This window comes from Nonomuraea endophytica, assembly GCF_014203235.1.
Lineage (GTDB): Bacteria > Actinomycetota > Actinomycetes > Streptosporangiales > Streptosporangiaceae > Nonomuraea > Nonomuraea endophytica.
The window spans coordinates 302,229-326,333 of record NZ_JACHIN010000002.1 but is presented as its reverse complement, the minus strand read 5'-3'; the positions used below and the strand labels follow the sequence as shown (position 1 = coordinate 326,333).

Sequence of the window (24,105 nt, the reverse complement as noted above, 5' to 3'; positions counted from 1 at the left end):
AAGTTACCTAAGGAGCCGTCATGGCGACAGTCGCCGCGACCGCCGAGCGCATGACACCCACCAGGAACCCATGGCCAGGAGTGGTGGTGCTGGCGTTCGCCGCCTCCGTGGCCGCCGTCCAGAACACCGCCGTCGTCCCGTTGCTTCCCATCCTCCAGCGCGAACTGAACGCCTCGTTGACCGCCGTGAGCTGGACGCTCACGATCAGCTTGCTCGTGAGCGCGGTCGCCACACCGCTGTTGTCGAGATTCGGCGACATGTACGGCAAGCGGCGCGTGATCCTCGGCGCGCTGGCCCTGCTCATCGCCGGCTCGGTCATCGCCGCGCTGGCCACCACCCTGCCCTGGTTGATCGTGGGCCGCGTGCTCCAGGGCTTCGTCGCCGCCCTGGTACCGCTGGCGATCGGCGTGGTCCGTGACGTACTTCCACGCGAGCAGCTCGCCACCGGCATCGGCGTGCTCAGCGCGACCATGGGATTCGGCGCCGGCGGCGGCATGCTGCTGGCGGGCCTGGTCGCCGGTGACTACCACATGCTCTTCTGGGTGACGACCGGACTGTCGGTGATCGGCTCGCTCTTCGTCTTCTTCCTCGTACGCGACACCACCCCAGCCGGCGGCGGCCGTCCCGACCTGGCCGGCGCCGCACTGATGATCGTCTGGCTGGTGGCGCTCCTGCTGGCGATCAGCCAGGGCGGCACGTGGGGCTGGACCTCGGCGGCGACGCTCGGCGTGTTCGCGCTGGCGGCCGTGGTGGCCTTCGTCTGGGTGCTGGTCGAGCGCCGGGTGAGCGAGCCGCTGGTGCAGATGGCGATGCTGGTCCACCGCGGCACCGTCGGCGCGACCGTGGCCTCGATGCTGCTCGGGTTCGGCTTCTTCATGAGCATGACCGGCATCTCCGGCTTCGTGCAGGGACCCGCGCTGCGCGCGAGCGTCCTGCAGGTCGGTCTCTACCTGCTGCCCAGCACGCTGTTCATGCTGGTGATCTCGCTGTTCGCGGGCCGGCTCATGCGCCGCTTCGCCGCCGCCTCGCTGGTCGGGACGGGCTCCGCGATCGCCGGCGCGGCGGGCCTCTGGCTCGTCTTCGCGCACACCGGCCCCGCCGACATCCTGGTCGCCACCTCGCTCATGGGCATCGGGCTGGGCGTCAGCTACGCCGCGCTGGGCACGATGGCGGTCGAACACGTCCGGCCCGAGCAGACCGCGGTCGCGGCCGGGATCAACGCGCTGGTCCGCATCGCGGGCGGCAGCACGGCCGGCGCGGTGATCGCCGCCATCCTGGCCTCGCTGCCCGGGGAACACGGCTACCAGTGGGTCTTCGGCGTCGCCGCCGGGGCGGGCGCGCTGGCCGCCGCGTTCGCGTTCATCTACGGCAGGCTCAACCGCGACCTGGCGCCCGCCCCGGATCACGCCTGAGCGCACGACGGCCGCCGAGCGAGGCGGCGGGGGGTGATGCCGCACTTCCGGTGGCAGGGGTGATGCCGGACTTACGGCGGCGGGGGCGGCGGCAGGTTTTCGTTGACCGCGACGATGCGCTGCGGCCAAATCCGTGCGATGGCCCGGTGTCCGCGTCAGGCGGGCCCTGGACAGTGTGACCATGATTTCGAAGCCCACCACGCTCACTCTCACCCGCGCCCGCCTCGCCGACCAGCTCATGGACATCGTGCTGCACGACGACCGGGTCGCCGCCATCCACCCCACCGGGACCGTTCGGGCAAACAGTGAGACCGTCGACCTGGACGGCCGGGTGGTGATGCCCGGTCTGTGGGACCACCATGTGCACGTCGACATGTGGGCCCTGCGCGAGAGCCGCCTGGACGTCTCTTCGGCCCGGTCGGCGGCCGAGTGCGCGGCCCTGGTCCGCGCGCGGCTGGCCGAACGGCCGCTGGACCCGGGCGCCACGCTGGTCGGCACCGGTTTCCAGGACGGGACCTGGCCCGACCTGCCCACCGCCGAGCTGCTCGACGCCTGCACCGGACCCGTCCCGGTCGTCCTGATCAGCCACGACATCCACTGCGCCTGGCTCAACACCGAGGCCCTGCGCCGGTGGGCGCCGGCCCTCCGCTCGGACGGGCTGGTCCTTGAGCAGGACTGCTACGAGCTCGTGGCCAGGATCAACGACCTGCCCGTCGAGCACCTCGACGCGCTCGTGGCCGAGTCGGTGCGCCGGGCGCACGCGCGCGGAACCGTGGGGATCGTCGAGTTCGAGCGCCGGCCGAACCTGGACAGCTGGGAGCGCCGGGCCCGGTCCGGGGTGACGATGCGGGTGGCGTGCGGGGTGTACACCGACCACCTCGACGACGCGATCCGTCGCGGGCTGGCCACCGGTGACGTACTGCCCGGCACCCGGGGCCTGGTCGAGATGGGGTCGTTCAAGATCGTGGTGGACGGTTCGCTGAACACGCGGACCGCCTGGTGCCACGACCCGTTCCCCGGCCTCGACGGGGAGGAGGCCTTCGGCCTGCAGGCGGTCGGGGCCGACGACCTGCGTGACCTGGTCGGCCGGGCCCACGAGGCAGGCATCACGTCCGCCGTCCACGCGATCGGCGATCGCGCCAACACGCTCGCCCTCGACACGTTCGAGAAGACCGGCGCCCGGGGGACGATCGAGCACGCGCAACTCGTGAGCACGCGCGACCTGGAGCGCTTCGCCCGGCTCGGGGTGGCGGCGAGCGTCCAGCCGCGCCACGTCATCGACGACCGCGACGTGGCCGACCGGCACTGGCACGGGCGTACCGAGCGGGCCTTCCCGCTGGCCTCGCTCCTGTCGGCCGGCGCCCGGGTCCTCTTCGGGTCGGACGCGCCGGTGGCGCCGCTGGATCCGTGGGTCTCGATGGCGTCGGCCGTGTCCAGGGCCGACCGCGGCCAGTCGCCCTGGCACGCCGAGCAGCGGATCTCCATCGACCAGGCCCTGAGCGCCTCGATGCGGCACGACCGGCTGACCCCCGGCGTGCCCGCCGACCTCGTCGTCCTGGCGACGGACCCCCGCGCCCTCAAGACAGAGGAAGCCGGGCAACTGGCTGCCATGCCCGTCGAGGCCACCGTGGTCGCCGGTGAACTGGTCTACCGGCGTTGGTGATCTCCGGCAAAACGGGCGAACCTCCTGCCGGACCGGCTCGACGGGCGCCCGGGAGCTGTCAACGGCGTCTGCCGTACGCACGGATCGGCGGCGCAGAGTTCGTCGGGATCACTGACGAAGTGCGGCGATGTGCCGACCTAAGGTATGCCGCACCCCAGACGAGGTTCCAGAACGTGGAGGAGTGGTCCGGCATGATCAGGCCGACGGCAGGCAGCGCGCTGCGCGCCACCTCACAGAAGAGTTTCGGACGACAGAGTTTCGGACGGCGTGGCTTCTTGACCGGGCTCGGAGCGCTGGGCATGGCGCTCGCGGTGCCGGGCTGCGCGAAGGAGGACAGCAAGCCGTCGCCGGCCGGGGCCACCGGCAGCGTCGACAGGGTGATCGAGCACGCGTACGGCAAGACCACGGTTCCCAAGGACCCCAAGCGGATCGTCGCGCTGGGCCAGACCGACATCGACGTCCTCGTCGCACTCGGCGTGCCGCCCGTGGCCGTCGGGGTGTTCAGCGGTGACTGGTACTCGCCGCTGCACCCGTGGAACAAGGCCGCCTTCCCCAAGAACCCGGACTTCCTCGACTTCGAGGAGTACTCCATCGAGAAGATCCTCGCGCTGAAGCCGGACCTGATCACCGGGGTCATGGGCGGCATGACGAAGAAGGAGTACGACAAGCTCAGCTCGATCTGCCCGGTGGTGGCGCAGCCCAAGGGCTTCACCGACTGGAACGCGCCGCTGGAGCAGCAGACCCGGATGCTCGCGACCGCCCTGGGCCGGGAGGACAAGGGCAAGACGCTGGTGGACGGCGTCGCCGGCCAGGTGAAGGCGGCCGTCGCGGCCAACCCGGGCTTCGCCGGCCTGACCGTGGCGATCGCCGAGTGCTGGGGGGACACGTTCAAGGTGATCGGTCCCGCCACCCCGCGCTCCAAGTTCTTCACCAACCTCGGCTTCAAGAGCCTGCCCGAGCTGGACGCGCTGGTGGGCACCGCCTACAGCGCGGACATCTCCTCGGAGAAGCTCTCCCTGATCGGTGCGGCCGATCTCGTGCTGTGGACGACCGACGGCGGTCAGGTGGAGGCGCTGAAGAAGAACCCGGTCGTCTCCGGGCTGAAGTCCACCAAGGAGGGCCGTTCCCTCTGGTCGACCGGGATGAAGGTCGACTCGGCGTTCTGGTCGATGGACTGGGGCACGGTGCTGAGCCTGCCGTACGCGATCGAGCACGTCATCCCGCAGATCAAGGCGGCCATCGACGGGAACACGAGCACCAAGGTCGAGAACTTCTCCTCCTGACGGCCGCACCAGACAACACAGGAGGAACGCATGATCGAGTCCGTCGAGATACGCACCGTGCGGCTGCCGCTCCGCGCGCCGTTCCAGACGTCGAACGGCGTCAGCACCGAGCGCGAGCTCGTCCTGGTCCGGATCGCGGGAGGAGGGGCCGAGGGCTGGGGCGAGTGCGTGGCGGAGCGGGAGCCGACCTACTCCAGCGAGCACAGCCGCGGCGCCGTGGACGTCATGCGTTCGTTCCTGCTGCCCCGCCTGCTCGCGGCGGAGGTCACCACGGCGGAGGAGGTGGCGCCGGCGCTGCGCGGCGTGGTCGGCCATCCCATGGCGAAGGCGGCGCTGGAGCTGGCCGTTCTCGACCTCGTGCTCCGGCTCCGCGGGGAGTCGCTCGCCCAGTACTTCGGCGCCACCAGGACGAGGATTCCGGCCGGCGTCTCGGTCGGCATCCAGCCGTCGGTGGCGGCGCTGCTGGACGTCGTGGGCGGGTTCGTGGACGAGGGATACCGGCGGATCAAGCTCAAGATCCAGCCCGGCTGGGACGTGGAGCCGGTCCGGGCGGTCAGGAAGGAGTTCGGCGACGACCTGCCGCTGCAGGTGGACGCCAACGCGGCCTACGATCTCGCCGACGCCCCGCTGCTGCGGCGGCTCGACGAGTTCGGGCTGCTGCTCATCGAGCAGCCCCTGCACCACGACGACCTCTATCAGCACGCCCGGCTGGCCGAGATGCTGACGACACCGCTGTGCCTGGACGAGTCCGTGGTCTCGGCCCGCTCGGCCGCGGCGGCGATCTCGATGGGCGCCGCGAGCATCATCAACGTCAAGCCGGGACGCGTCGGCGGCTACCTGGAGGCCAAGCGGATCCACGACCTGGCCCAGGCGCACGGGGTGGCCGTGTGGTGCGGCGGCATGCTGGAGAGCGGCCTCGGCCGGCGGGCCAACATCGCCCTCGCCGCGCTCCCGGGCTTCACCCTTCCGGGCGACACGTCGGCCTCCGACCGCTTCTACGAGACCGACATCACCGACCCCGTCACGCTTGAGCCGGACGGGCACGTGCTCGTCCCCACCGATCCCGGCATCGGCGCCACGCCCGATCCGGACCTTCTCCGCACGTTCACCGTGGACACCTGGAGCTACGAACGATGACCGACAGCACGCTCATACCGAGCCTCGACCAGGTCGCCGACCGGATCGAGGACCTGATGGCACAGCACCGGCTGCCGTCGGTCTCGCTCGCGATCGCCCAGGGTGACCGGGTGGAGGCCCGCGGCTTCGGGCTGGCCGACCTCAACGGGCGGCCGGCGACCGGCGACACGCCGTACCTGCTGGCCTCGGTCACCAAGCCCGTCGTCGCGACCCTGTGCGTCATGCTCGCCGAGCGCGGGCTCATCGACCTCGACGAGCCGCTGGCCGACCGGCTGCCCTGGCTCGACCGGCCGCGTCCAGGCCGCCGCGGCCGGCCGACCGCGCGTCAGGCGCTGACCCACACCGCCGGGTTCGGACGGTACTGGGACTTCGCCTACGGCGAGGCGCCCCTGGGCATCGAGCGGGCCGTCGACCGGTACGGCGTCCTGATCCACGAGCCCGGCACCCGCTTCGAGTACGCCAACCTGGGGTACGGCGTGCTGGAGCCGTGGCTGGTCGCGGCCACCGGCCATCCCCTGGGCGAGCTGCTGGACCGGTATCTGTTCGGACCGCTGGGGCTGAGTACGGGCGCCTATGGCGCCGGTGCCGGAGGGGAAGACGCGGCGGTGCCGTACACGGCCGAGCGGCATGTTCCCTACCCGACGATCACCACCAGCCACCCGGCCGCCAGCATGGCCTGGATGTCGGCCGCCGACCTGGCCAGGTTCGGGCTGACGCACACGTACGGGTCGGCGGTGCTCGCTCCGGGTTCGGCGGCGGCGGTGCGGACGCCGGGGCTGGGGGAGTCGCAACCCTCCACCGAGCGCTACGGGCTGGGATGGAACGTCCGTTACTCCGGCGGGGTCGAGGTGCTGGCCCACGCCGGAGACATGTGCGGGGTGGGCGCTTCGCTGGCCGTACTGCCTGAGCTGGGGGTGAGCGCCGCCGCGGTGGTCAACCGCACCGGCTCCTTCGCCCACACCCGTACGGCGTGCGAGATCCTCCTCGAAAGCCTGGTGAGCCGCATCGGACCGGAAGACGCCCCCAAGGCGGACGCGCCGATGCCGGTCGGTGAGTGGTCCGGCCGGGTGGAGACCCCCACCGGCGCGATCCCGCTGCGGATGGGGATGTCCGGCGACGGGACGGCGTGGATCGAGGTGGCCGGCAACGGCCGGATCCCGGCCCGGGTCGAGGAGGACGAGTCGTACGACGTGATGCTCGCGGCCGAGGCACAGCTTCCCACCCCCGACGCGCTGCGGGCCGGCCCATGGCTCGAACTCGCCCTCGACGTCGGCGAAGACTGCCTGGTGGGATCCGCCAGGGCGGTCAAGCACGGCGAGAGCGGCGACCGGGTGGGCAACTGCCTCACCCACTGGTGTGAACTGGAGCGGGTCCGTTGAGCACCCGGACGCTCCCGGCGCCCGTGGTGGCGCGGGCCGGTCACCGGCGGCTGACGCTCGGACTCGGGGTCGCGGCCGTGATCCTGCTCCTTCTCATGGCGGCGAGCCTGTCCCTGGGCGCCGAGAACGTGCCGTTCGCGGACGTCTGGCAGTCGCTCACCGCGGGCGGCACCGACGCCGACGTCATCGTGCGCGGCGTACGGTTGCCACGGACGATCCTCGCGGTCCTGGTCGGCGCGGCACTGGCGACCGCCGGCGCGCTGATGCAGGCGCTGAGCCGCAACCCGCTCGCCGAGCCCGGCCTCCTCGGCGTCAACGCCGGCGCCGCGCTGGGCGTGGTGATCGCGATGGCGCACCTCGGGGTCGCCTCGCTCACCGGCTACGTCTGGTTCGCCCTCATCGGGGCCGGCATCGCGACCGTGGCCGTCTACACGCTCGGCTCGGCGGGCACGGCGGGAGCCAGCCCGGCCCGGCTCGCCCTCGCCGGCGCGGCCATCACCGCGGCGCTCACCGGCGTGATCTCCGCGATCGTCCTGCTGTCGTCCACGGTGTTCAACGGCTTCCGGGCCTGGAGCGTCGGAACGTTGTCCGGCCGCACGGCTCCGGTGGTGATCCAGGTGGCGCCGTTCATCGTCGTCGGGATCGTGCTGACGCTGTTCCTGGTCTCCTCACTCAACGCGCTGGCTCTGGGCGAGGACGCGGCCAAGGGGCTCGGGGCCAACGTGGGGCGTACCCGTCTGCTGGGAGTCGTCGCGACCACGCTGCTGTGCGGGGCCGCCACGGCGGCCGCCGGGCCGATCTCGTTCGTCGGCCTGGTCGTGCCGCACATGGTCCGCACCTTCACCGGCCCCGACCATCGCTGGCTGCTGCCCTACTGCCTGCTCGCCGGGCCGATCCTCATGGTGGCCGCCGACCTGGCCGGGCGGCTGATCGCCCGGCCGGGCGAGCTGCCCACGGCACTGGTCACCGCCATCGTCGGCGCGCCGGTGTTCGTCTACCTGATCCGCCGGCGCCGGATGGCCGGACTGTGAGCGCCGTGAAGACGGCCCGCCGTGCGCAGGCGGCGCCGCACACGGCCGCGCGGCTGGCCTGGCGCGGATGGTCGGTCCTCTGGAGTCCGCGCGCCGTGCTCGCGAGCGCCGCGGTCGTGCTGGTCGCCCTCGGCTTCGCGCTGGTGCAGCTGGGCGTCGGCGACTACCCGATGTCACCTGGTGAGGTACTGGCGACGCTGACCGGCAACCGGGGAGAGGCCCAGGAGTTCGTGATCTTCGATCTGCGGCTGCCCCGGCTGCTCACCGCCGGGCTGGTCGGTCTCGCGCTGGGCGCCAGCGGCGCGATCTTCCAGTCGGTGACCCGCAATCCCCTGGGCAGCCCGGAGATCATGGGCTTCACCATGGGCGCCTCGGCGGGCGCCGTGGCCATGGTCCTGGTCTTCGGCGGTCAGGAAGGCTCCGGCATGGCCGGCGCCCTCATCGGCGGCTTCGCCACCGCCGCCACCGTCTACGGACTCGCCAACCGCCGCGGCATCCAGGGGTTCCGCCTGATCCTGGTCGGCGTCGCCGCCACCGCGCTGCTCGACAGCCTCATCTCCTACCTGCTGCTCCGTGCCCGGTTGCAGGACGCCGAGAGCGCGTACACCTGGCTGGTGGGCAGCCTCAACGGCGCGGACTGGCAGCAGGTCCAGATCATCGGGCTGACCGTCATCGTGATGATCGTCCCGGTGCTCGCGATCGGGAACCAGATGCGCCTGCTGGAGATGGGCGACGATCTCGCGCAGGGGCTCGGCGTCCGCGTCAAGCCGACCCGGCTGCGGTTGCTGCTGATCGGGACCGTGCTGTGCGCCGGAGCCGTCGCGACCGCCGGGCCGATCGCGTTCGTCGCGCTGGCGGCGCCGCAGATCATGCGCCGCCTGACCGGCGGCTCGGTGTCCATCGTGCCCGCCGCCCTGATGGGGGCACTGATCCTGATCGTGAGCGATCTCGCCGCCCAGCGCGTCTGGCCGGACTCCCAGATGCCGGTCGGCATCCCGACCCTCTGTATCGGCGGTACCTACCTGGCCTGGCTGCTGTACCAGCAGAGCCGCGCCTCCCGACTCTGACGTGGAGTGCCCATGAAGATAGAGAACCCGCCCGCGGCCGACGCGCTCCCCGGCAATCGCCTCCGCGCGCACAACCTGTCTCTGAGGTACGGCGAGCGCGTCGTCGCCGAGAACCTGTCGATCGACATCCCCGACGGTTCGCTCACGATGATCGTCGGCCCGAACGCCTGCGGGAAGTCCACCCTGCTGCGCGCGCTCGCGCGGCTCCTGCCACCGGAGCGCGGCAGCGTCGTACTCGATGGGGAGGACATCGCGAAGTACCCGTCGAAGGAGGTCGCGCGCCGGCTCGGCCTCCTCCCGCAGACCTCGATCGCCCCCGACGGCATCACCGTGGCCGACCTCGTGGCCCGCGGGCGCTTTCCGCACCAGAAGTTCCTGCGGCAGTGGTCGGCCGACGACGACGTGGCCGTGACCAACGCGCTCGAACGGACCAACACCGGCGATCTCGCGACCCGCTACGTCGACGAGCTCTCCGGCGGGCAGCGCCAGCGCGTGTGGCTGGCCATGGCGCTCGCCCAGGAGACCCCGCTGCTGCTGCTCGACGAGCCGACCACCTACCTCGACATCACCCACCAGGTCGAGGTGCTGGACCTCTGCGCCGAGCTGCAGGAGAGCGGGGAGCGCACGATCGTGGTGGTGCTGCACGAGCTCAACCTCGCCGCGAGGTACGCCACCCACCTGATCGCCATGCGCGACGGGTCGGTGGTGGCCGGCGGATCGCCCAAGGAGATCGTCACCCCGGAGCTGATCGAGAAGGTCTACCAGCTTCCCTGCTCGATCATCGACGACCCCGAGACCGGGACGCCGCTGGTCATCCCGGCGGCCCGCAACAGGACCGGTGCCCGGTGTACGTGAACCCCGACTTCAAGGCCGACACCGGGCAGGCGCACGACCTGATGGAGCGCTGGCCGTTCGCGGTCGTCATCGCCCTCGACCCGGACGTCCGGCTGTCGTTCGTGCCGGTGGAGCTCCGCCGGGACCAGGGCCCGAACGGCACTCTGGTCGGGCACGTCTCGGCCGCCGACCCCGTGGCCGGCGCGCTCCGCCACGGCACCGCACTGCGTGTCGCCTTTACCGGGCCCGTCGCGTACGTGAGCCCGGCCTGGTACGCCGACCAGGGCCTGCCCACCTACAACTTCGGCGCGGTCGAGGCCGCCGGCACCGCCCGGCCGCTCGACGATCCGAAGCTGGTCAAGCGGCACCTGATGGCGCTGGTCAAGGCGCACGAAGGGGCGCGTACCGACGGGCTGGACAGGTGGCGGCCCGACGGCTGGGCGCGGCGCCGGACCGATGAGCTCCTGGGAGAGCTGCAGGCGTTCGAGATGCCGATCGACCGGCTGGAGGTGAAGCTGAAGATCGGCCAGAACCGCTCGCCGGGCGACCGCCTGGGCACCATCGCCGGCCTGGAGGCGGCGCACCACGTCGAGGCCGCGGCCTTGATGCGGGCACGCTACGGCTGTCCCCACTGACCGGCCCTGGGTCAGGCGCACGAATCAGCCGGGCCGCTCTCGTCGTTTCCACCGAGATCCGCGCTGGTCGACGTGCCTACCATGGGCGGACCACTCCGGGATCGACAGGCAGGTGAACAGTGGGAACCACACCGAATCCCACCGACGACGGGCGGTCCTCCCACGGTGAGCCCGCCGGCCGAGGGCCGACCCTGGGCAGGGTCCTTCAGCACCTGGGACCGATGCTGCTCGCCACCCTCGCGGGCACGCCCCGCTACCTGGCGCCCGTCGGCGGCGTCGTCGTCCATGACGCGGACGACCCGCCGCCGATCCCCGTGGGCGCGATCGTGCTCGGCGTCGGCGTCACCGCGCCCGACGACGTCCGCTCGCTGGTACGGCTGGCCTGCCTGCACGCCGCCGCCGCGGTGCTCATCAGGCAGCCGGGCGAACGCGAGCTGGCCGTCGACGACCTGCTTCCCGACGAGGGCATGGTCGTGCTCGGCCTGCCGGCCGGAGTGTCCTGGCAGCAGGTGATCGCGGTGCTCGGGACGGCCCTGCAGTCGCCCCCGCACCCGAAGGTCCGCGACCTGGGCGGGCGCGAGGTCGGCGATCTGTTCGGCATGGCCGGCGCCATCAGCGATCTCATCGGCGCCCACGTCACCATCGAGGACCGCAACTCGGTGGTGCTGGCCTACTCCGACCACCAGGGGGAGACCGACCCGATCCGCGTCGAGGTGATCCTGGGTCGCCGCACTCCCGAGCCCTACTGGGCCTTCGACGAGGAACGCGGGGCGCTGCGCGCGATCCGCGAGTCCGTGCGCCCGGTGTTCCTGCCGCCGCTCGACCTCCCCGACGGACGTGTCACCCGGGGCCGGGTCGCGGTCGCCGTCCGCGCCGGTGACGAGATCCTGGGCTCGATCTGGGGCGTCGTCGACAAGCCGCTCACCACCGAGAAGGACGACCTGCTGCTCGACGCCTCCCGGCTAGTGGCCCTGCACATGCTGCAGCTCCGGGCCGGCGCGGACGGCGCCAGGCGGCTGCGGACCGACCTCGTGGCCACCGCTCTCACCGGCGGGCCCGAGGCCCGTTCCGCGCTCGACCGGCTGCGCCTGGCCGGGCAGTCGCTGATCGTGGTCGCGCTGACGCTGAACGAACCGGCCGACGGCGCGTACACCGGGGCCGCGGCACACGTCACCAAGCTGCAGCGGCTCGCGGTCTCCTTCCAGGTCCACCTGGCCGGGACCTGGGCCGACACCGCCGTGGCGCTGCTCGACGACACCGTCTACGCGCTCGTGCCGTCCCGGCGCGAGGACACCGAGGTCAGCCTCGAACTCACCTGCCGGAGCTTCATCGGACGCGGCGCCGAGGGCGCCGTCATCGGCATCGGCAGGGTCGTGCACGAGGCCGCCGAGCTGGAGCTGTCCCGGGCGGACGCGGACCGCGCGCTGCGGGTGCTGGGACGGCGTCCGCCCGAGCCGTCATCGGCGCCGTGGGCCGACCGGGTGGCCCGCGCCTCCGACGTCGAGGTGGAGGCCCTCCTCATGGAGCTGCGCGACCTCGCCGCGAGCTCGAAGCGCGGGCCGTTCGGCGCCTACGCCCGGCTGCTCGCCTATGACGAGACCCGGGACTCGACGTTCATGGTGGAGACGTTGCGCGCCTGGCTGGACGCCCACGGCGACGTGATGGCCGCCTCCGTGGCGACCCACGTCCACCAGAACACCTTCCGGTACCGGCTCAAGCGGATGTCGGAGATCGGGGAGTTCTCGCTCGACGACCCGGCCGCGAGGTTCACGCTGCAGCTCCAGCTGCATCTTTACCCGCCGGAGCCCGCCACCGGGCGTTCCAGCAGGTAGCAGCCGTCCCGGCGGACGTCCACGACAGCCCAGCCGTCGGAGAGCGCCCACGTCATCGCCTTGCGCAGACCGGCCCGCCACGCGCTGGCGGCGGGCGGGTTCGTGTGCCGCAGGGTCTCGATGTCCGCCGGGATCTGCAGCGCGAGCAGTTCGGCTGCCGAGCCGGGGCTCTCCAGGAGCGGGCGGTCGCCGTCCCGGCGGAGCAGGTAGTGCGGCTCCCTGTCCAGACCGGCCTGCGGGTGCGGATATGGACGCAGCAGGTTCCAGTTCGCCAGCGCCCGGTCCGAGTCGTCGTGCCCGTTGAGCGTGTCGCCCATGGCGCCGTAGAAGTTCTCGAAGTAATGGTCGATGCGGGCGCCCAGGCGGTGCACGTTGAGGTAGGCGTTGCGGGCCACGAGGGGGTCGAACGTCCAGGTGATGTTCGTGGCTCCCATGCTCAGCGCCCAGTGCCGCTGGTGCAGTTTCAGGGCGTTCCCCGCCCCGCGCCCGCGCAGCTCGGGCAGGACGCCCGCGAGATGACTGTGCAACGTACGCGCCCACGGCGGCCCGAAGAAGCCCGCCGCCGCGCCCACCACCCGGTCACCGGCCCGCACCACGGCGACGTAGTTGCCGCTGTGAGCGAGCGCGATCAACGCGCCCGGGGTGAGCAGGCTGCTCTCCTGCTGGTTCCAGACATGATCGAAGAGCCGGCTCGCGGCCTCGCAGTCGGCCTGCGAGGAGGCCGGCTCGATCGTCACTCCGGCACGCTCGGCCGCGTCAGCGGCGAGCGAGGCCGCGCCGAGCAGCCAGCCGTCCGCAACCAGCACTGCGTCCCCGGCACCAGGAGACTTGCCGCCATTCGTCATCACGCTTCTGCTCCACCTCACGCCTTCATACGGACCGGGCCATCCTGACCGGCGAGGCATGGGCAGCGGCACAGACCGACCCACAAATTCCGCCGGACTCCTTGGGTGATCCAAACGAACGGCGCTCTTTGCCGAAGTGGCAAAGCCATTTGCGATGTCCTCCGCCGAGGTTTCATGCTGCGTATCCACAGGAACGGAGAACGCATGTTCACACACCGGCTGGTCACCTCTCCGGCGGGCAGGACGCATCTCGTGGAGCACGGCGCCGGCCCGCTGGTGCTTCTGGTGCACGGATTCCCGGAGTTCTGGTACTCCTGGCGCCATCAGCTGACCGCTCTGGCCGCGGCCGGATACCGCGCCGTGGCCGTCGACGTTCGCGGCTACGGGCGCTCCTCCAAACCGGCGGAGGCGTCCGCGTACCGGATGCTCGAACTGGTCGAGGACAACGTCGCCGTCGTGGAGGCGCTCGGCGCGGACAGCGCGGTGATCGTCGGGCACGACTGGGGCGCGAGCATCGCCGCGGCCTCCGCCCTCACCCGCCCGGACGTCTTCCGCGCCGTCGCCCTGCTGAGCGTTCCCTATACGCCGCCCGGCGGCCCGCGGCCCAGCGAGGTCTTCGCCGGGATGGGCGGCGACGACGAGTTCTACGTGTCCTACTTCCAGGAACCCGGCAGGGCCGAAGCGGAGATCGAACCAGATGTCCGAGGCTGGCTGGCGGGCATCTACGCCGCCCTGTCCGCCGGCACCATGCCCGCACGCGACCCGCACTTCGTCAGCCCCGGAGGACGACTGCGTGATCGTTTTCCGGTGGACCGGCTGCCGTCCTGGCTCGGCGAGGACGACCTCGACCTGTACGCCGCGGAGTTCGAGCGGACCGGCCTGACCGGGGCCCTCAACCGCTACCGCAACATGGACCGCGACTGGGAAGACCTCGCCGCCTACTCCGGCCGGCCCATCCCGCAGCCGTCCCTGTTCATCGGCGGAGCCCTGGACGCCTCCACCACATGGCTCAGCGAGGCGATCCGGGCGTACCCCGCCACGCTGCCCGGCCTGCTCGGCTCACACATCCTCGACGGCTGCGGCCACTGGGTCCAGCAGGAGTGCGGCGACGAGGTCAACCGCATCCTCACCGGCTGGCTCGCCTCCCTCCCCGCCTGAGCAGGATGCCAGTGCTGTCACCGATGAGTTTGCGAAGCTGCCGGGGTCAGTACCGGCGACCTGTCGACTACCCGCGGAGGCATCATGGCGCTGGACCTCTTCGCCGGAATCCCCGTCACCGACTACGCGACGGCGCTGCCGTGGTACGAGCGGTTCTTCGGCGCTGAGCCGTCGTTCCTGCCGAACGAGATCGAGGCGGTGTGGGAGGTGGCCGAGCACCGCTACGTCTACATCGTGCAGGACCCGAAACGGGCGGGGCACGCGCTGGTGTTCTCGTACGTCGAGGACCTGGACGAGCGGGTGGCCGCGCTCGCCGGGCGGGGCATCGAGCCCGCGGAGCGCGAGACGTTCGGCGGCGGCGTGGTCAAGGTGATCTACCGGGACGCGGAGGGCAACGAGATCAGCTACGGCGGCACCGGGACCTGATCACGACGAAAACCGGCCCTTCCCCAAGAAAAGGGGAAGGGCCGGAGCTGGTTCAGCAGGCGCTGTGCACGGCGACGGCGTCGATCCTGGAGCCGAAGCTGGTGTCGTAGGCCATGGCGTAGTCGCCGATGTTCACCTTGCGGAACTCGCGAGGGTCGTAGTCGACGAAGCAGCCGCGCACGTTCGCGTAGAAGGAATAGACGTGGTCGTGCAGGTAGCCGGGCATGTCCCGGTAACCGTTGGAGGGCATCCACCGCCAGGGTGTGCCCCGGTAGTCTCGATCGCGCCAGAAGCAGATCTCGCCGGCCGCGCACTGGTCGGCGGCGCGCCGCAGGGCCTCGCTGGAGGGGGCGGCGGCGGCCTGTGCTGACGCGCCGGCGCTCACGCAGCTCAGGGTGATGAGCGCGGCCGCCGCCGAAACGGTGATCTTGTGGAACATGCAACTACTCCTCGGATACCTAGAGCGATCAGATGATCACTCTAGGTTGGAGTCCGGGCTGCGCACAGCACATCCTCAGGCCTACTTCTCAGCCGACGGCGTACGCCCGCAGGATGGTCTGCGTCACCGTGTCGCCCGCGCTGTCGGTCACGGCCGCGCGAAGGGAGACGAACCCGGGCGCGCTCGGGTTCGTCAGCACCGCGCGCCAGTCCCGTCCGACGCGGACGACCGGGACCGGACGCCAGTTCGCGCCGTCGTCGGCGGACGTCTCCAGCCGGACCGACACCACCTTCGCCGGCGCCGAACCGGGGTTGCGCTCGACCCGCAGAGGCAGCCGGGTCACTCCGCCGGCCTTGGCGCGGTTGGACGGGTCCAGCCCCTCCGGGCTGTAGCGGACCGCCATGAGCGGCAGCGGCCGCTCCCCGGCCGTGGTCGCCGAGCGGAACGACCACAGCGACTCCACCCCGGTGGACAGCGTGGAGTGCGGGACGTCCCTGCTCATCGACGCGGTCAGCGTGTAGCGGCCCGGCCCGGCGGGCAGGTCCGCGCGCAGTTCGCAGCCCTCCGGCTGGTAGACGTCGCAGTTGGCGAGATCGGCCCTGGCCAGCACCTGACCGCCCTTGGCGAGCGTGGCGACGCCGGTGGCGGCGAGGTCCGTGCCCGTTCTGTCCGCGCCGCCGTCGGCGAACATCCCCAGCGCGGAGAAGCTCAAGCCGTCCCCGGTACGGCTGCCGCCCGGCGACAGGAACGACGGCCCGGTGACCGCGGTGTTCCACACCTCACTGGTGTGCCCGCGCTTCATGACCCTCCCCCCGTCGGACATGAGCGACGTGCCGACCTCGAACCCGCTGTCGTACTTCACCCCGGGCGTGAGGTAGTGGGTAAGAGTGCCGGGCAGGGCGATCTCGCCGGCCGGCGCGTCCAGGCCGAAGCCGTGCAGTCCGACCAGCGGCCTGCCCGTGGCCTGCGCCGCGGCGGCGCGGTAGGTGGCGGTGATCTTGGCCAGGTCCTTTCGCTTGGCGTGATACGTGGGGTCCTCGGGCAGGCCGCCGCTGCGCCGGTCCACCAGCGTGTAGGCGTCCTTGCTGTTCCAGGTGGTCGCCAGGGTGTAGATCAGGCCGGGCGACGGGGCCGGAACGACGAAGAGCTCGGAGTTGACGTCCACGCCGCCCATGAATCCCCAGGCGTTCCACTTGCCGTGGTCCAGCCCGAGCGCGAACGTGTCCTGGAGCCGGGCATCCGGATCGTCGATGCTGATCTTCACCGGCTTGGCCCGGCGCGTGTCCACGGTGACCCGCTGGTCGCCGCCGTCCACCTTCAGCGGGCTGTCGGCGAGCGTCCGGACCGTCTTGCCCTCGACCCGCTGCCAGAGGAACGCGTAGAGATTCCAGTCGCCTTCCGGCAGCCGGACCCTGGCCACGCCGTCCCGGTAGGCCGGAACGTGAACGGTTCCGGTCCTGGGGTCGTAGATCTCACTGAAGAAGGGGTCGGTGGGCAGGCCCTGCTTGCCGATGATGGTGATGATCGCGTCGTAGGACTCCGGCTCGACGTACGCGCCGGCCAGGGTGCGGATGACCGTCTCGCCCGACCTGGCGGTGACCGTTCCCGGGTGGTCGCCCGCGGCCTTCCCGGCGGCGTCGATGGTGAGCGTGACCGACGCCTCGCCCCGGGCCGGGACCGTGACCTGGCCGGACGGCAGCTTCAGCACCTCGCCGTCGGCCGACAGGTCGAGGGTGAGCGGGGTGTCGCCGGAGTTGGCGTAGGTGATCGTCCTGGTCGCGGTCCGCCCGCCGGCGTCGTCCCAGGGGAAGCTCGCCCACAGGTTCGCCTGACGGGGGACGACCTGCTGGCGCAGCGCGCGTACCAGATCGATCGTGCCCGCTCCCTGCTGATAGAGCGTCGCGCCGGGGACGGCGGCGGCGCTGCCGGTCAGCGCGGCCTTGAGCTGCGCGCCCGTCCAGTCCGGATGGCGCTGGGCCAGGATCGCCGCGGCGCCCGCCACGTGCGGGGTGGCCATCGACGTGCCGCTCATCGGCCGATGGCCGCCGCCGGGAGCTGCGGCCACGATCTCCACGCCGGGTGCGGTCACGTCGGGTTTGATCGCGTGGTCGCTCACCCTCGGCCCCGGGCTGGAGAAGTCGGCCATCCGGCCCTGCCTGTCGACCGCGCCCACGGTGAGCGCCGCCTCGGCGCTGCCCGGACTGATCACCTTGCCCTTGGGCGCATCGTTTCCGGCCCCCGCGACGAACAGCGTGCCGGTCCGCTCCGACAGCGTGTTGACCGCCTGCTCCAGCGGGTCCAGTTCGGGGCCGTCGGGAGCGCCGAAGCTCATGTTGACGACCTTGGCCTTGACCTCGACCGCCGCCCACTCCATGCCGGCGAGGATGGCCGAGTCGGTCGGCCCCTTTCGCCCGCCCACCTTGCCCATGGCCAGGCTCGCCTCGGGCGCCACGCCCCGGTACTTCTCGCCCCGGCCGAGCACGATCGAGGAGACGTGGGTGCCGTGGCCGAGGTCGTCGCGCATGTCGGGTTCGTCGCTGAAGTTCCGCTCCTGCACGACCGCGTCCTTGAAGGCCGGGTGCTCGGCGTCGTAACCGGAGTCGAGCACCGCGACGGTGACGCCCTTGCCCGTCATGCCCTGCTGCCACGCCTGGGGCGCGCCGATCTGCTTGACGCTCTCGTCCAGCGTGAACGGCCTGCGGCCGTCCAGCCACACTTTGGTACGGCCCGCCGCCAGCGTGCGAGCTGCGGTGAGCTGCCGCCAGGCCTGGGCGGCCTCGGCCTTGGGAACACGGGCCGCGTTCATGCCCAGGGTGGGCAGCCGCCGTACCTGTGCGGAGCCCAGCGGGGCGGTGAAGCCCTGCTCGATGATGGGGATGTCGGGGGTGTCGGCGTCGCCGTACCGCCAGGCCAGCAGTTGGGTGACGTCGAACAGCCGGCGGTCCAGCACACCCTGGGTGACCAGTGGCATCGCGTCGGAGGGGATCACGTACAGGTGGCCCCCGCGCACCTGCTTCATGAAGCCGACCTGCCTGCCGGGGCCCGGTTCCACCCGGTGGCCCTGCCCGGCGAGCACGACCCGGTCGCCGGTGATCAGGGTCACCGCGTTCGCCCGCGGGGCCGGCGCCCGCGCCGCCGCGGCCGGGGTGACGCCGATCGCGGCCGCCAGGAGGGCGGCCAGCACTGATCTGCTTAACGTCTTCATGATCGTGTCAATGTCCGGCAAGATCGGCTTGTTACCGCCCGGACCTGACTTTCGGCAGGGGTGGCGGTTGACGATCGGCGGATGAGCGGCCCGGCACGCCGTCGCCAGACTGCGTGCCATGAACGCAGACTTTCCCGGGCGGTGGATCGGCGGGGTGACGCTCGTCGTGGGGCCGGCGGTCCTGTGCGCCGGCTTCCTGCTCCGCCACCTGAGCACGGTCACCGCACTCACGCCTCAGCAGCAGCTATGGGCCGAAGCACAGCCGTTCGCCGCCTACGGCCAGCTCCTGGGCTACACCGCCGAACCCGCCCTGTTCGCCCTCGCCTACGCGGTCTTCACGCTGGGGGCGCTGCTGATGTTCCCCGCCTTCATCGCCCTGGCCCAGCGGGTGGGCGGCGGCCTCGCCTTCTGGGGCGCCACGCTGCTGGCCGCCGGGCTCTTCGCCCGCCTGTACTTCGCCGGTGCCGACCAGACCGCCTTCCAGCTCACCGAGGTCATCGGGCTGGACCAGGCCACGAACGCGATCATGAAGGAGTACGTCGACATCTCCTACGGACCGTGGCTGGTGCCGGTCTGGGCCTCGGTCGGCCAGTACGCGGGCTCGCTCCTGCTGGCCGTCGCCGCCTGGCGATCCGGCCTCCTCGGTACGGCCCGCGCCTTGATGCTGCTTCTGGCCGGAGGCACCTGGATGGGCGTGCTGAAGAGCGCCTCGATCCCCGACGTGCTGGCCGCCGCTCTGCTGTGCGTGGCGTTGGTTCCGCTGGGCGTACGGATCCTGGGCAACCGGCCGCCTGCATCGCCGGGGCGGCCGAAGGCGCTGAGCTGGTGACCGCCGATCACTGAGGGTTTAGGGTCAGCGCTGCTTGATCAGGCCGTTCAGCAGGTCCGTGACCGGGACGGAACCCGGCTTGGTCGCGGGCGTCGGTGCCTGCGACTTGACTCCGCCGTCCATGAGCGCGCACAGCCTCCTCGCCTTCTTCATGGTGACCTGCTTGCCGGCCTTCTTGGCCTTCGCCACCAGCCTGGCCGGGTTGCACGCTGCCGCCGCCGGCTTCTGCGCCTCGGCGAGCGTGGGCAGTGCCGGCAGCACGCCGATGGCGACACCGACCAGCCCGATGGACGTCAACCGTGCCGCCGCCCGCATGATCGTCATGCTGTCTCCTTCTGTGTTGTCCCGGGTGGTACCGATCTGGCGACCCCCGCCCACAACCCAAACCCAGATACCGCCCAGGCAACGCCGCGTTGATACGACCCAGGCCGAACACCGACCTTTCGCTGACCGAATCGGTGCCGTCAGCGGCCCACCGCGTAACCTTCGCGGTCTGCGTGGGCACCGCGGTGTCGATGTTCCTCGTTCCGCAGCTGTTCTCGCTGTCCGCCGACGGATACGGCTTCGCGGCCAGCTCCACCGACATCGGGCGGTACCTGCTGCCCGGAGCCATCGCGGCGGCGATCAGCGGGCCGCTGGGCGGGTTCGCGGCGCGGCGTTTCGGCTCGACCGCCGTGGTCACCGCCGGAGTCGGCGTCATGGCGGCGACGCTGCTCACCCTGGCGTTCCTGCACAGCGAGGTCTGGCACCTCGTCGTCGCCAAGGCGCTGGTCGCCCTGGCCAGTGGTGTCTGCATTACGGCCATGGTCGTCAAGACCGCCACCTCCGTCGATCACGGCAACACCGGCACCGCCACCAGCCTGGTCCTGGTGACCCGGGTGATCGGCTTCGCCGCGGGCGCGCAGGTCAGCGGCGCCTTCCTCACCGCCGGGACCGCCCCCTGGTCGAGTGTCCCGGCCGAATCGGCCTACATCACCGGCTTCGTCATCGCCGGCGTCGTCACGGCGCTGTCGCTGCTTGTCGTCCGTACCATGAGCAAAGGAGTCAAGGAATGACGCCGAGGCGCAAGATTCTGATCTCGGGGGCGAGCATCGCCGGGCCCGCCCTCGCGTTCTGGCTGAACCGCCACGGACACGCGGTCACGGTGGTGGAGAAGGCGGGCACGCTCCGCGCCGGCGGCTACCCCATCGACGTGCGCGGCACCGCGCTGGAGGTCGTCCGGAGGATGGGGATCCTGCCGCGGCTGCGGGAGGCGCACATCGACCTGCGCCGGCTGACCTTCCTCGACGGGGACGGCGGCCAGGTGGCCTCGATCCATCCGCACGCCGTCAGCGGCGGTGTCGCGGGGCGGGACCTGGAGGTGCGGCGCGGGGACCTGAACAACGCGCTCTACACGGCGGTCCGTGACGACGTGGAGTTCCTGTTCGACGACTCCATCGACACGCTCGACCAGTCAGGCCGCGGGGTCGACGTCACCTTCCACGGGGGCGGCAGCCGTACGTTCGACATGGTGATCGGCGCTGAGGGCACGCACTCGCGCACCCGAGAGATGTTGTTCGGGCCGGAGGAGCAGTTCCACCGGTATCTCGGTTACTGCTTCGCCGTGTTCACCATGCCCAACACGTTCGGGCTCTCCCACGAGACCGTGATGTGGAACACCCCGGGCAGGGCGGCGGCCCTCTACGCCGTGGGGGACGACGACGAGGTGCACGCCTTCCTGAACTTCGCACAACCGGTACCGCCGTTCGACGCGTTCCCCGACCCGGAGGCGCAGCGGGACCTGGTCGCCTCGGTCTTCGCCGACGCCGGCTGGGAGGTTCCGGGCATGCTGGCCGCCATGCGCGAGGCGGACGACGTGTTCTTCGACGCGGTCAGCCAGATCCGGATGCCCCGCTGGTCCAGCGGCCGGGTCGCGCTGGTGGGCGACGCCGCGTACGCGCCCTCGTTCCTCAGCGGGCAGGGCACCAGCCTGGCGCTCGTCGGCGCGTACATGCTGGCCGGTTCGCTGGCGGACCGGGACCACGCCGGGGGCTTCGCCGCCTACGAAGACGGCACCCGCGAGTTCGTGACCGTGAACCAGGGGCTGGTCGGCGAGGGCGGCACCACCCTCTTCCCGACCACCGCGGAGGCCCTGGAGCAGCGCAACGACAGGCTCCGCAAGCTCAGCGCCATCCCCCCGGCTGAGGGACGACCGGCCCATTCGGCCCTCACCCTGCCCGAATTCACACCCATGATGACCGGTTGACCCTCACGTGGCGTCAGGCGGCATAGTCGGGGCCGTGGAGGATCACTGGACCGTGGGACACGTGGCCGGGCTGGCCGGTGTGAGCGTCCGCACACTGCACCACTACGACGAGATCGGGCTGGTCCGGCCGTCGGCGCGGACCTCGGCCGGGTACCGGGCCTATTCGGCGGGCGACGTGGAGCGGCTGCGGGAGGTGCTGGCCTACCGGCGGCTGGGCTTCGGGCTGCGCGAGGTCGCGGAACTGGTCGGCGACCCGTCCACCGACGCGGTCGCGCACCTGCGCCGGCTGCGCGGCCTGCTGCTGGAGCGACGTGACCGCGCCGACGCCATGGTGGCGGCCATCGACAGGGAGCTTGAGGCGCGGGCGAAGGGGCTGAACGTGACACCGGCGGAACAACTGGAGGTGCTCGGCGCACGGCTGTACGACGAGATCGGCGGCGCGTACACCGCGACCCGGCGTACCGAGCCAAGGATCGCCGCGCAGATCTGGGACGCGCTCGGCGACGCGCGCACGGTCCTGAACGTCGGGGCCGGCACCGGCTCGTACGAGCCCGCCGATCGGGAGGTGACGGCGGCGGAGCCGTCGGCGGTCATGCGGAGCCAGCGGCCCGCCGGGTCGGCGCCGTGCGTGGCCGCCGCCGCGGAGAGCCTGCCGTTCGAGGACCGGTCCTTCGACGTCGCGATGGCCGTCTCCACCGTTCACCACTGGGGCGACCCGATCGCGGGGCTGCGCGAGATGCGGCGGGTGGCCCGTCGCGTGGTGGTGCTGACGTTCGACACCGACGAGCCCGGCTGGCAGGACCGGTTCTGGCTCACCCGCGACTACCTGCCCGAGTTCGCCGCCGTCCTCGCGGAGTTTCCCCCGCTCGCCGGGATGGCCGGGGCGATCGACGCCCGCGCCGAGCCGGTGCCCATCCCGTGGGACTGCGCCGACGGCCTCTTCGAGGCGTACTGGCGGCGGCCGGGGGCGTACCTGGAAGATCGTGTGCGCCGGGCGATGTCGGTGTGGACGAAGGTCGGGCCGGAGGTCGAGCGGCGGGCGGTGCGGAGTCTCGGCGAGGACCTCGACTCCGGCCGGTGGGCCGAGCGCAACGGCGACGTCGCCGGCCTCGACGCGGCGGATCTCGGCCTCCGCCTGCTCATCGCCTGAACCGGCGCATTTCTTGCCCGTTTTCGCGGGTGAATGCGATGCTGCTCCCTGCGTGATCGTGACCGGGGGGAGTGCGGGATGGGTGACCTCGGGCCGTCGTCATGGGGCGTCCTGGCCAGGGCCGAGCCCTTCAGCGACTGCTTCGGCTACGACCGCGGCACCCCCATCGACCGCCGGTACATCGACGCCTTCCTGTCGGCCGGGGCCCACCTGATCCGCCCGCCGCTCCTGGAGGTCGGTGAGAACGTCTACGCCCGGCGGTTCGCCGGCGAAACCGCACAGACCGACGTCGTGGACATCGACCCGGACAACGAGGACGCCACGCTGATCGCCGACCTGGCCGGGCACGAGTCCCTGCCCGCCGCGCGCTATCGCTGCGTTCTGCTCATCCAGACACTCCAGTACGTACGGGATCCCCGCGCGGCCCTGGTCAACGTGCGGCGCAGCCTCGTACCCGGAGGCAGCCTGCTGGTGACGGTGCCGGGGATCAGCCGTACCGACCCGGTGGACGACGCGCTCATGGCCGACCGGTGGAGGTTCACCCCGGCCGGGCTGCGCGACCTGCTGGCCGAGGTGTTCGGGCCGGACTCCGTTCAGTGTCGCGGGTACGGCGGGCTGCGCGGCGCCACGGCCTTCCTGTACGGCCTGGCCGCCGAGGAGAGCGGCCAGCCGGAGGAGGACGGAGACGGCACGGAGTTCCCCATCGTGGTCTGCGGCACCGCGCTGGCCGGTCCGTGAACGCGGAACCGACCCCGGCGCCCGGGGTGACCCTCCTCGACGGGGCTGCCGACGAAATGGTCGCGACCGTGGTTCACGCCCTGCGCCGGTTGTGCGCCGGGGAGCCGCTGTGTCACCTGCGGGCACCGCCCGTCCTCGCCGCCTCGGTGGCGGAGCGGGCGGGTTACGCCGCGTCCTTCCCGCATCTGCTCGGCACGGTCAGCCAGGGCGGCGCGGCCACGGACCTGGTGCTGACACCGGCGGCCTGCTACCACGTCTATCCCCGCTACGAGGGGCGCACCCTCGACGGGCCGGAAGAACTCACCGTGGTCGCCGACTGCTTCCGCCAGGAGGCCACGACCGAGCGCGGCCGCCTCAGATCCTTCCGCATGTTCGAGACCGTCCTGCTGGGTACCCCCGAGCAGTGCCTGACCTGGCGCGACGACCGCCTCGACCGGCTCACCGGCTGGCTGGAGTCCCTGGGCGTGCGGCCGGAGGCCGGTCTGGCGAACGACCCGTTCTGGGGGCGGACGGGCAAGCTGCTCGCCGCCGCGCAACAGGCCGACGGGCTCAAGTGGGAGCTCGCGGCCGACGTCGCGCCGGACGTCCGTCAGGCGGTGGTCTCGGTCAACTACCACAAGGAGCACTTCGGAGCGGCGTTCGGCATCCGGACCGCCGACGGTACGCCCGCCCACACCGCCTGCCTCGGCGTCGGCCTGGACCGCCTGCTGCTCGCCCTCCAACACGCCCACGGCCCGATGCCGGAGCACTGGCCCACCTCAGTGAGCGCCGCCCTGACAGCGTAGTCGCGCGGGTTG

The 24,105-nt window shown here is 71.7% G+C and carries 22 protein-coding genes; 18 read left to right on the top strand and 4 right to left on the bottom strand.

What is annotated here, in order from left to right; all coding sequences use genetic code 11:
* Window positions 1-20 precede the first annotated feature (20 nt).
* The 10 genes from HNR40_RS09620 to HNR40_RS09575 all read left to right on the top strand — a co-directional run bounded on the left by HNR40_RS09620 (window position 21) and on the right by HNR40_RS09575 (window position 12,273).
* The gene (locus HNR40_RS09620) at window positions 21-1,412 is read left to right on the top strand and encodes an MFS transporter (protein WP_246508787.1); all 1,392 of its coding nucleotides are present in this window, start codon (window positions 21-23) and stop codon (window positions 1,410-1,412) included.
* A 181-nt stretch (window positions 1,413-1,593) separates the two neighbouring features.
* Window positions 1,594-3,075: an amidohydrolase gene (locus tag HNR40_RS09615; protein ID WP_184959927.1), complete on the top strand. Its 1,482-nt coding sequence runs from the start codon at window positions 1,594-1,596 to the stop codon at window positions 3,073-3,075.
* Between the two features lie 191 nt (window positions 3,076-3,266).
* Complete coding sequence (locus tag HNR40_RS09610) at window positions 3,267-4,358, top strand: ABC transporter substrate-binding protein (RefSeq protein WP_184959926.1); 1,092 nt, start codon at window positions 3,267-3,269, stop codon at window positions 4,356-4,358.
* 30 nt (window positions 4,359-4,388) lie between these two features.
* Window positions 4,389-5,495 (top strand): o-succinylbenzoate synthase, encoded by a 1,107-nt coding sequence (gene menC / locus HNR40_RS09605; protein ID WP_184959925.1) that lies wholly within the window; start codon window positions 4,389-4,391, stop codon window positions 5,493-5,495.
* Window positions 5,492-6,874: a serine hydrolase domain-containing protein gene (locus tag HNR40_RS09600; RefSeq protein WP_184959924.1), complete on the top strand. Its 1,383-nt coding sequence runs from the start codon at window positions 5,492-5,494 to the stop codon at window positions 6,872-6,874. The genes menC and HNR40_RS09600 overlap by 4 nt, the downstream gene beginning before the upstream one ends.
* Window positions 6,871-7,905 carry a FecCD family ABC transporter permease gene (locus tag HNR40_RS09595; RefSeq protein ID WP_246508785.1) on the top strand — a complete coding sequence of 345 codons (1,035 nt, stop codon included), beginning with the start codon at window positions 6,871-6,873 and terminating at the stop codon, window positions 7,903-7,905. Before HNR40_RS09600 ends, HNR40_RS09595 begins: the two co-directional genes overlap by 4 nt.
* A gap of 5 nt (window positions 7,906-7,910) precedes the next feature.
* Window positions 7,911-8,972, top strand: a complete 1,062-nt coding sequence (locus HNR40_RS09590) for a FecCD family ABC transporter permease (protein ID WP_221340192.1) — start codon at window positions 7,911-7,913, stop codon at window positions 8,970-8,972.
* Window positions 8,973-8,984: 12 nt separating this feature from the next.
* Window positions 8,985-9,827: an ABC transporter ATP-binding protein gene (locus HNR40_RS09585; RefSeq protein ID WP_184959923.1), complete on the top strand. Its 843-nt coding sequence runs from the start codon at window positions 8,985-8,987 to the stop codon at window positions 9,825-9,827.
* The gene (locus HNR40_RS09580; RefSeq protein ID WP_184959921.1) at window positions 9,818-10,441 is read left to right on the top strand and encodes an FMN-binding negative transcriptional regulator; all 624 of its coding nucleotides are present in this window, start codon (window positions 9,818-9,820) and stop codon (window positions 10,439-10,441) included. Before HNR40_RS09585 ends, HNR40_RS09580 begins: the two co-directional genes overlap by 10 nt.
* 221 nt (window positions 10,442-10,662) lie before the next feature.
* Complete coding sequence (locus tag HNR40_RS09575) at window positions 10,663-12,273, top strand: PucR family transcriptional regulator (RefSeq protein WP_184959919.1); 1,611 nt, start codon at window positions 10,663-10,665, stop codon at window positions 12,271-12,273.
* Here HNR40_RS09575 and HNR40_RS09570 read toward each other — a convergent pair.
* Window positions 12,234-13,079, bottom strand: a complete 846-nt coding sequence (locus HNR40_RS09570) for a GNAT family N-acetyltransferase (protein WP_184959917.1) — start codon at window positions 13,077-13,079, stop codon at window positions 12,234-12,236. The two genes, HNR40_RS09575 and HNR40_RS09570, sit on opposite strands and share 40 nt — an antisense overlap.
* A gap of 243 nt (window positions 13,080-13,322) precedes the next feature.
* On the opposite strand from HNR40_RS09570, the gene HNR40_RS09565 reads away from it, so the two are divergent.
* Window positions 13,323-14,276 carry an alpha/beta fold hydrolase gene (locus tag HNR40_RS09565; RefSeq protein WP_184959915.1) on the top strand — a complete coding sequence of 318 codons (954 nt, stop codon included), beginning with the start codon at window positions 13,323-13,325 and terminating at the stop codon, window positions 14,274-14,276.
* 84 nt (window positions 14,277-14,360) lie between these two features.
* On the top strand, window positions 14,361-14,702 hold the full coding sequence (locus HNR40_RS09560; protein ID WP_184959913.1) for a VOC family protein: 342 nt from the start codon (window positions 14,361-14,363) through the stop codon (window positions 14,700-14,702).
* A 52-nt stretch (window positions 14,703-14,754) separates the two neighbouring features.
* Here HNR40_RS09560 and HNR40_RS09555 read toward each other — a convergent pair whose 3' ends face one another.
* Together HNR40_RS09555 and HNR40_RS09550 are read right to left on the bottom strand one after the other, a co-directional pair.
* Window positions 14,755-15,141, bottom strand: coding sequence for a peptidase inhibitor family I36 protein (locus tag HNR40_RS09555; RefSeq protein ID WP_184959911.1), 387 nt, complete (start codon window positions 15,139-15,141; stop codon window positions 14,755-14,757).
* An 88-nt stretch (window positions 15,142-15,229) separates the two neighbouring features.
* Window positions 15,230-18,346 (bottom strand): S8 family peptidase, encoded by a 3,117-nt coding sequence (locus HNR40_RS09550; protein ID WP_184959909.1) that lies wholly within the window; start codon window positions 18,344-18,346, stop codon window positions 15,230-15,232.
* Window positions 18,347-18,464: 118 nt separating this feature from the next.
* Here HNR40_RS09550 and HNR40_RS09545 point away from each other — a divergent pair, with 118 nt between their 5' ends.
* Window positions 18,465-19,175 carry a hypothetical protein gene (locus HNR40_RS09545; protein WP_184959908.1) on the top strand — a complete coding sequence of 237 codons (711 nt, stop codon included), beginning with the start codon at window positions 18,465-18,467 and terminating at the stop codon, window positions 19,173-19,175.
* A 24-nt stretch (window positions 19,176-19,199) separates the two neighbouring features.
* Here the strand turns inward: HNR40_RS09545 and HNR40_RS09540 are convergent, their stop codons facing one another.
* Window positions 19,200-19,499 carry a hypothetical protein gene (locus HNR40_RS09540; RefSeq protein WP_184959907.1) on the bottom strand — a complete coding sequence of 100 codons (300 nt, stop codon included), beginning with the start codon at window positions 19,497-19,499 and terminating at the stop codon, window positions 19,200-19,202.
* Between the two features lie 89 nt (window positions 19,500-19,588).
* Here HNR40_RS09540 and HNR40_RS09535 point away from each other — a divergent pair, with 89 nt between their 5' ends.
* The 5 genes from HNR40_RS09535 (at window position 19,589) to HNR40_RS09515 (ending at window position 24,093) form a co-directional block, all read left to right on the top strand.
* The gene (locus HNR40_RS09535; protein ID WP_221340191.1) at window positions 19,589-20,230 is read left to right on the top strand and encodes an MFS transporter; all 642 of its coding nucleotides are present in this window, start codon (window positions 19,589-19,591) and stop codon (window positions 20,228-20,230) included.
* A complete protein-coding gene (locus HNR40_RS09530) occupies window positions 20,227-21,420 on the top strand; it encodes an FAD-dependent monooxygenase (RefSeq protein ID WP_184959906.1) in 1,194 nt (397 codons plus the stop codon). Before HNR40_RS09535 ends, HNR40_RS09530 begins: the two co-directional genes overlap by 4 nt.
* 34 nt (window positions 21,421-21,454) lie before the next feature.
* On the top strand, window positions 21,455-22,570 hold the full coding sequence (locus HNR40_RS09525; RefSeq protein ID WP_221340190.1) for a MerR family transcriptional regulator: 1,116 nt from the start codon (window positions 21,455-21,457) through the stop codon (window positions 22,568-22,570).
* A gap of 78 nt (window positions 22,571-22,648) precedes the next feature.
* Window positions 22,649-23,308: a class I SAM-dependent methyltransferase gene (locus HNR40_RS09520; RefSeq protein ID WP_184959905.1), complete on the top strand. Its 660-nt coding sequence runs from the start codon at window positions 22,649-22,651 to the stop codon at window positions 23,306-23,308.
* Window positions 23,305-24,093 (top strand): class-II aminoacyl-tRNA synthetase family protein, encoded by a 789-nt coding sequence (locus HNR40_RS09515; protein ID WP_184959904.1) that lies wholly within the window; start codon window positions 23,305-23,307, stop codon window positions 24,091-24,093. The genes HNR40_RS09520 and HNR40_RS09515 overlap by 4 nt, the downstream gene beginning before the upstream one ends.
* The last annotated feature ends 12 nt before the right edge of the window (window positions 24,094-24,105 follow it).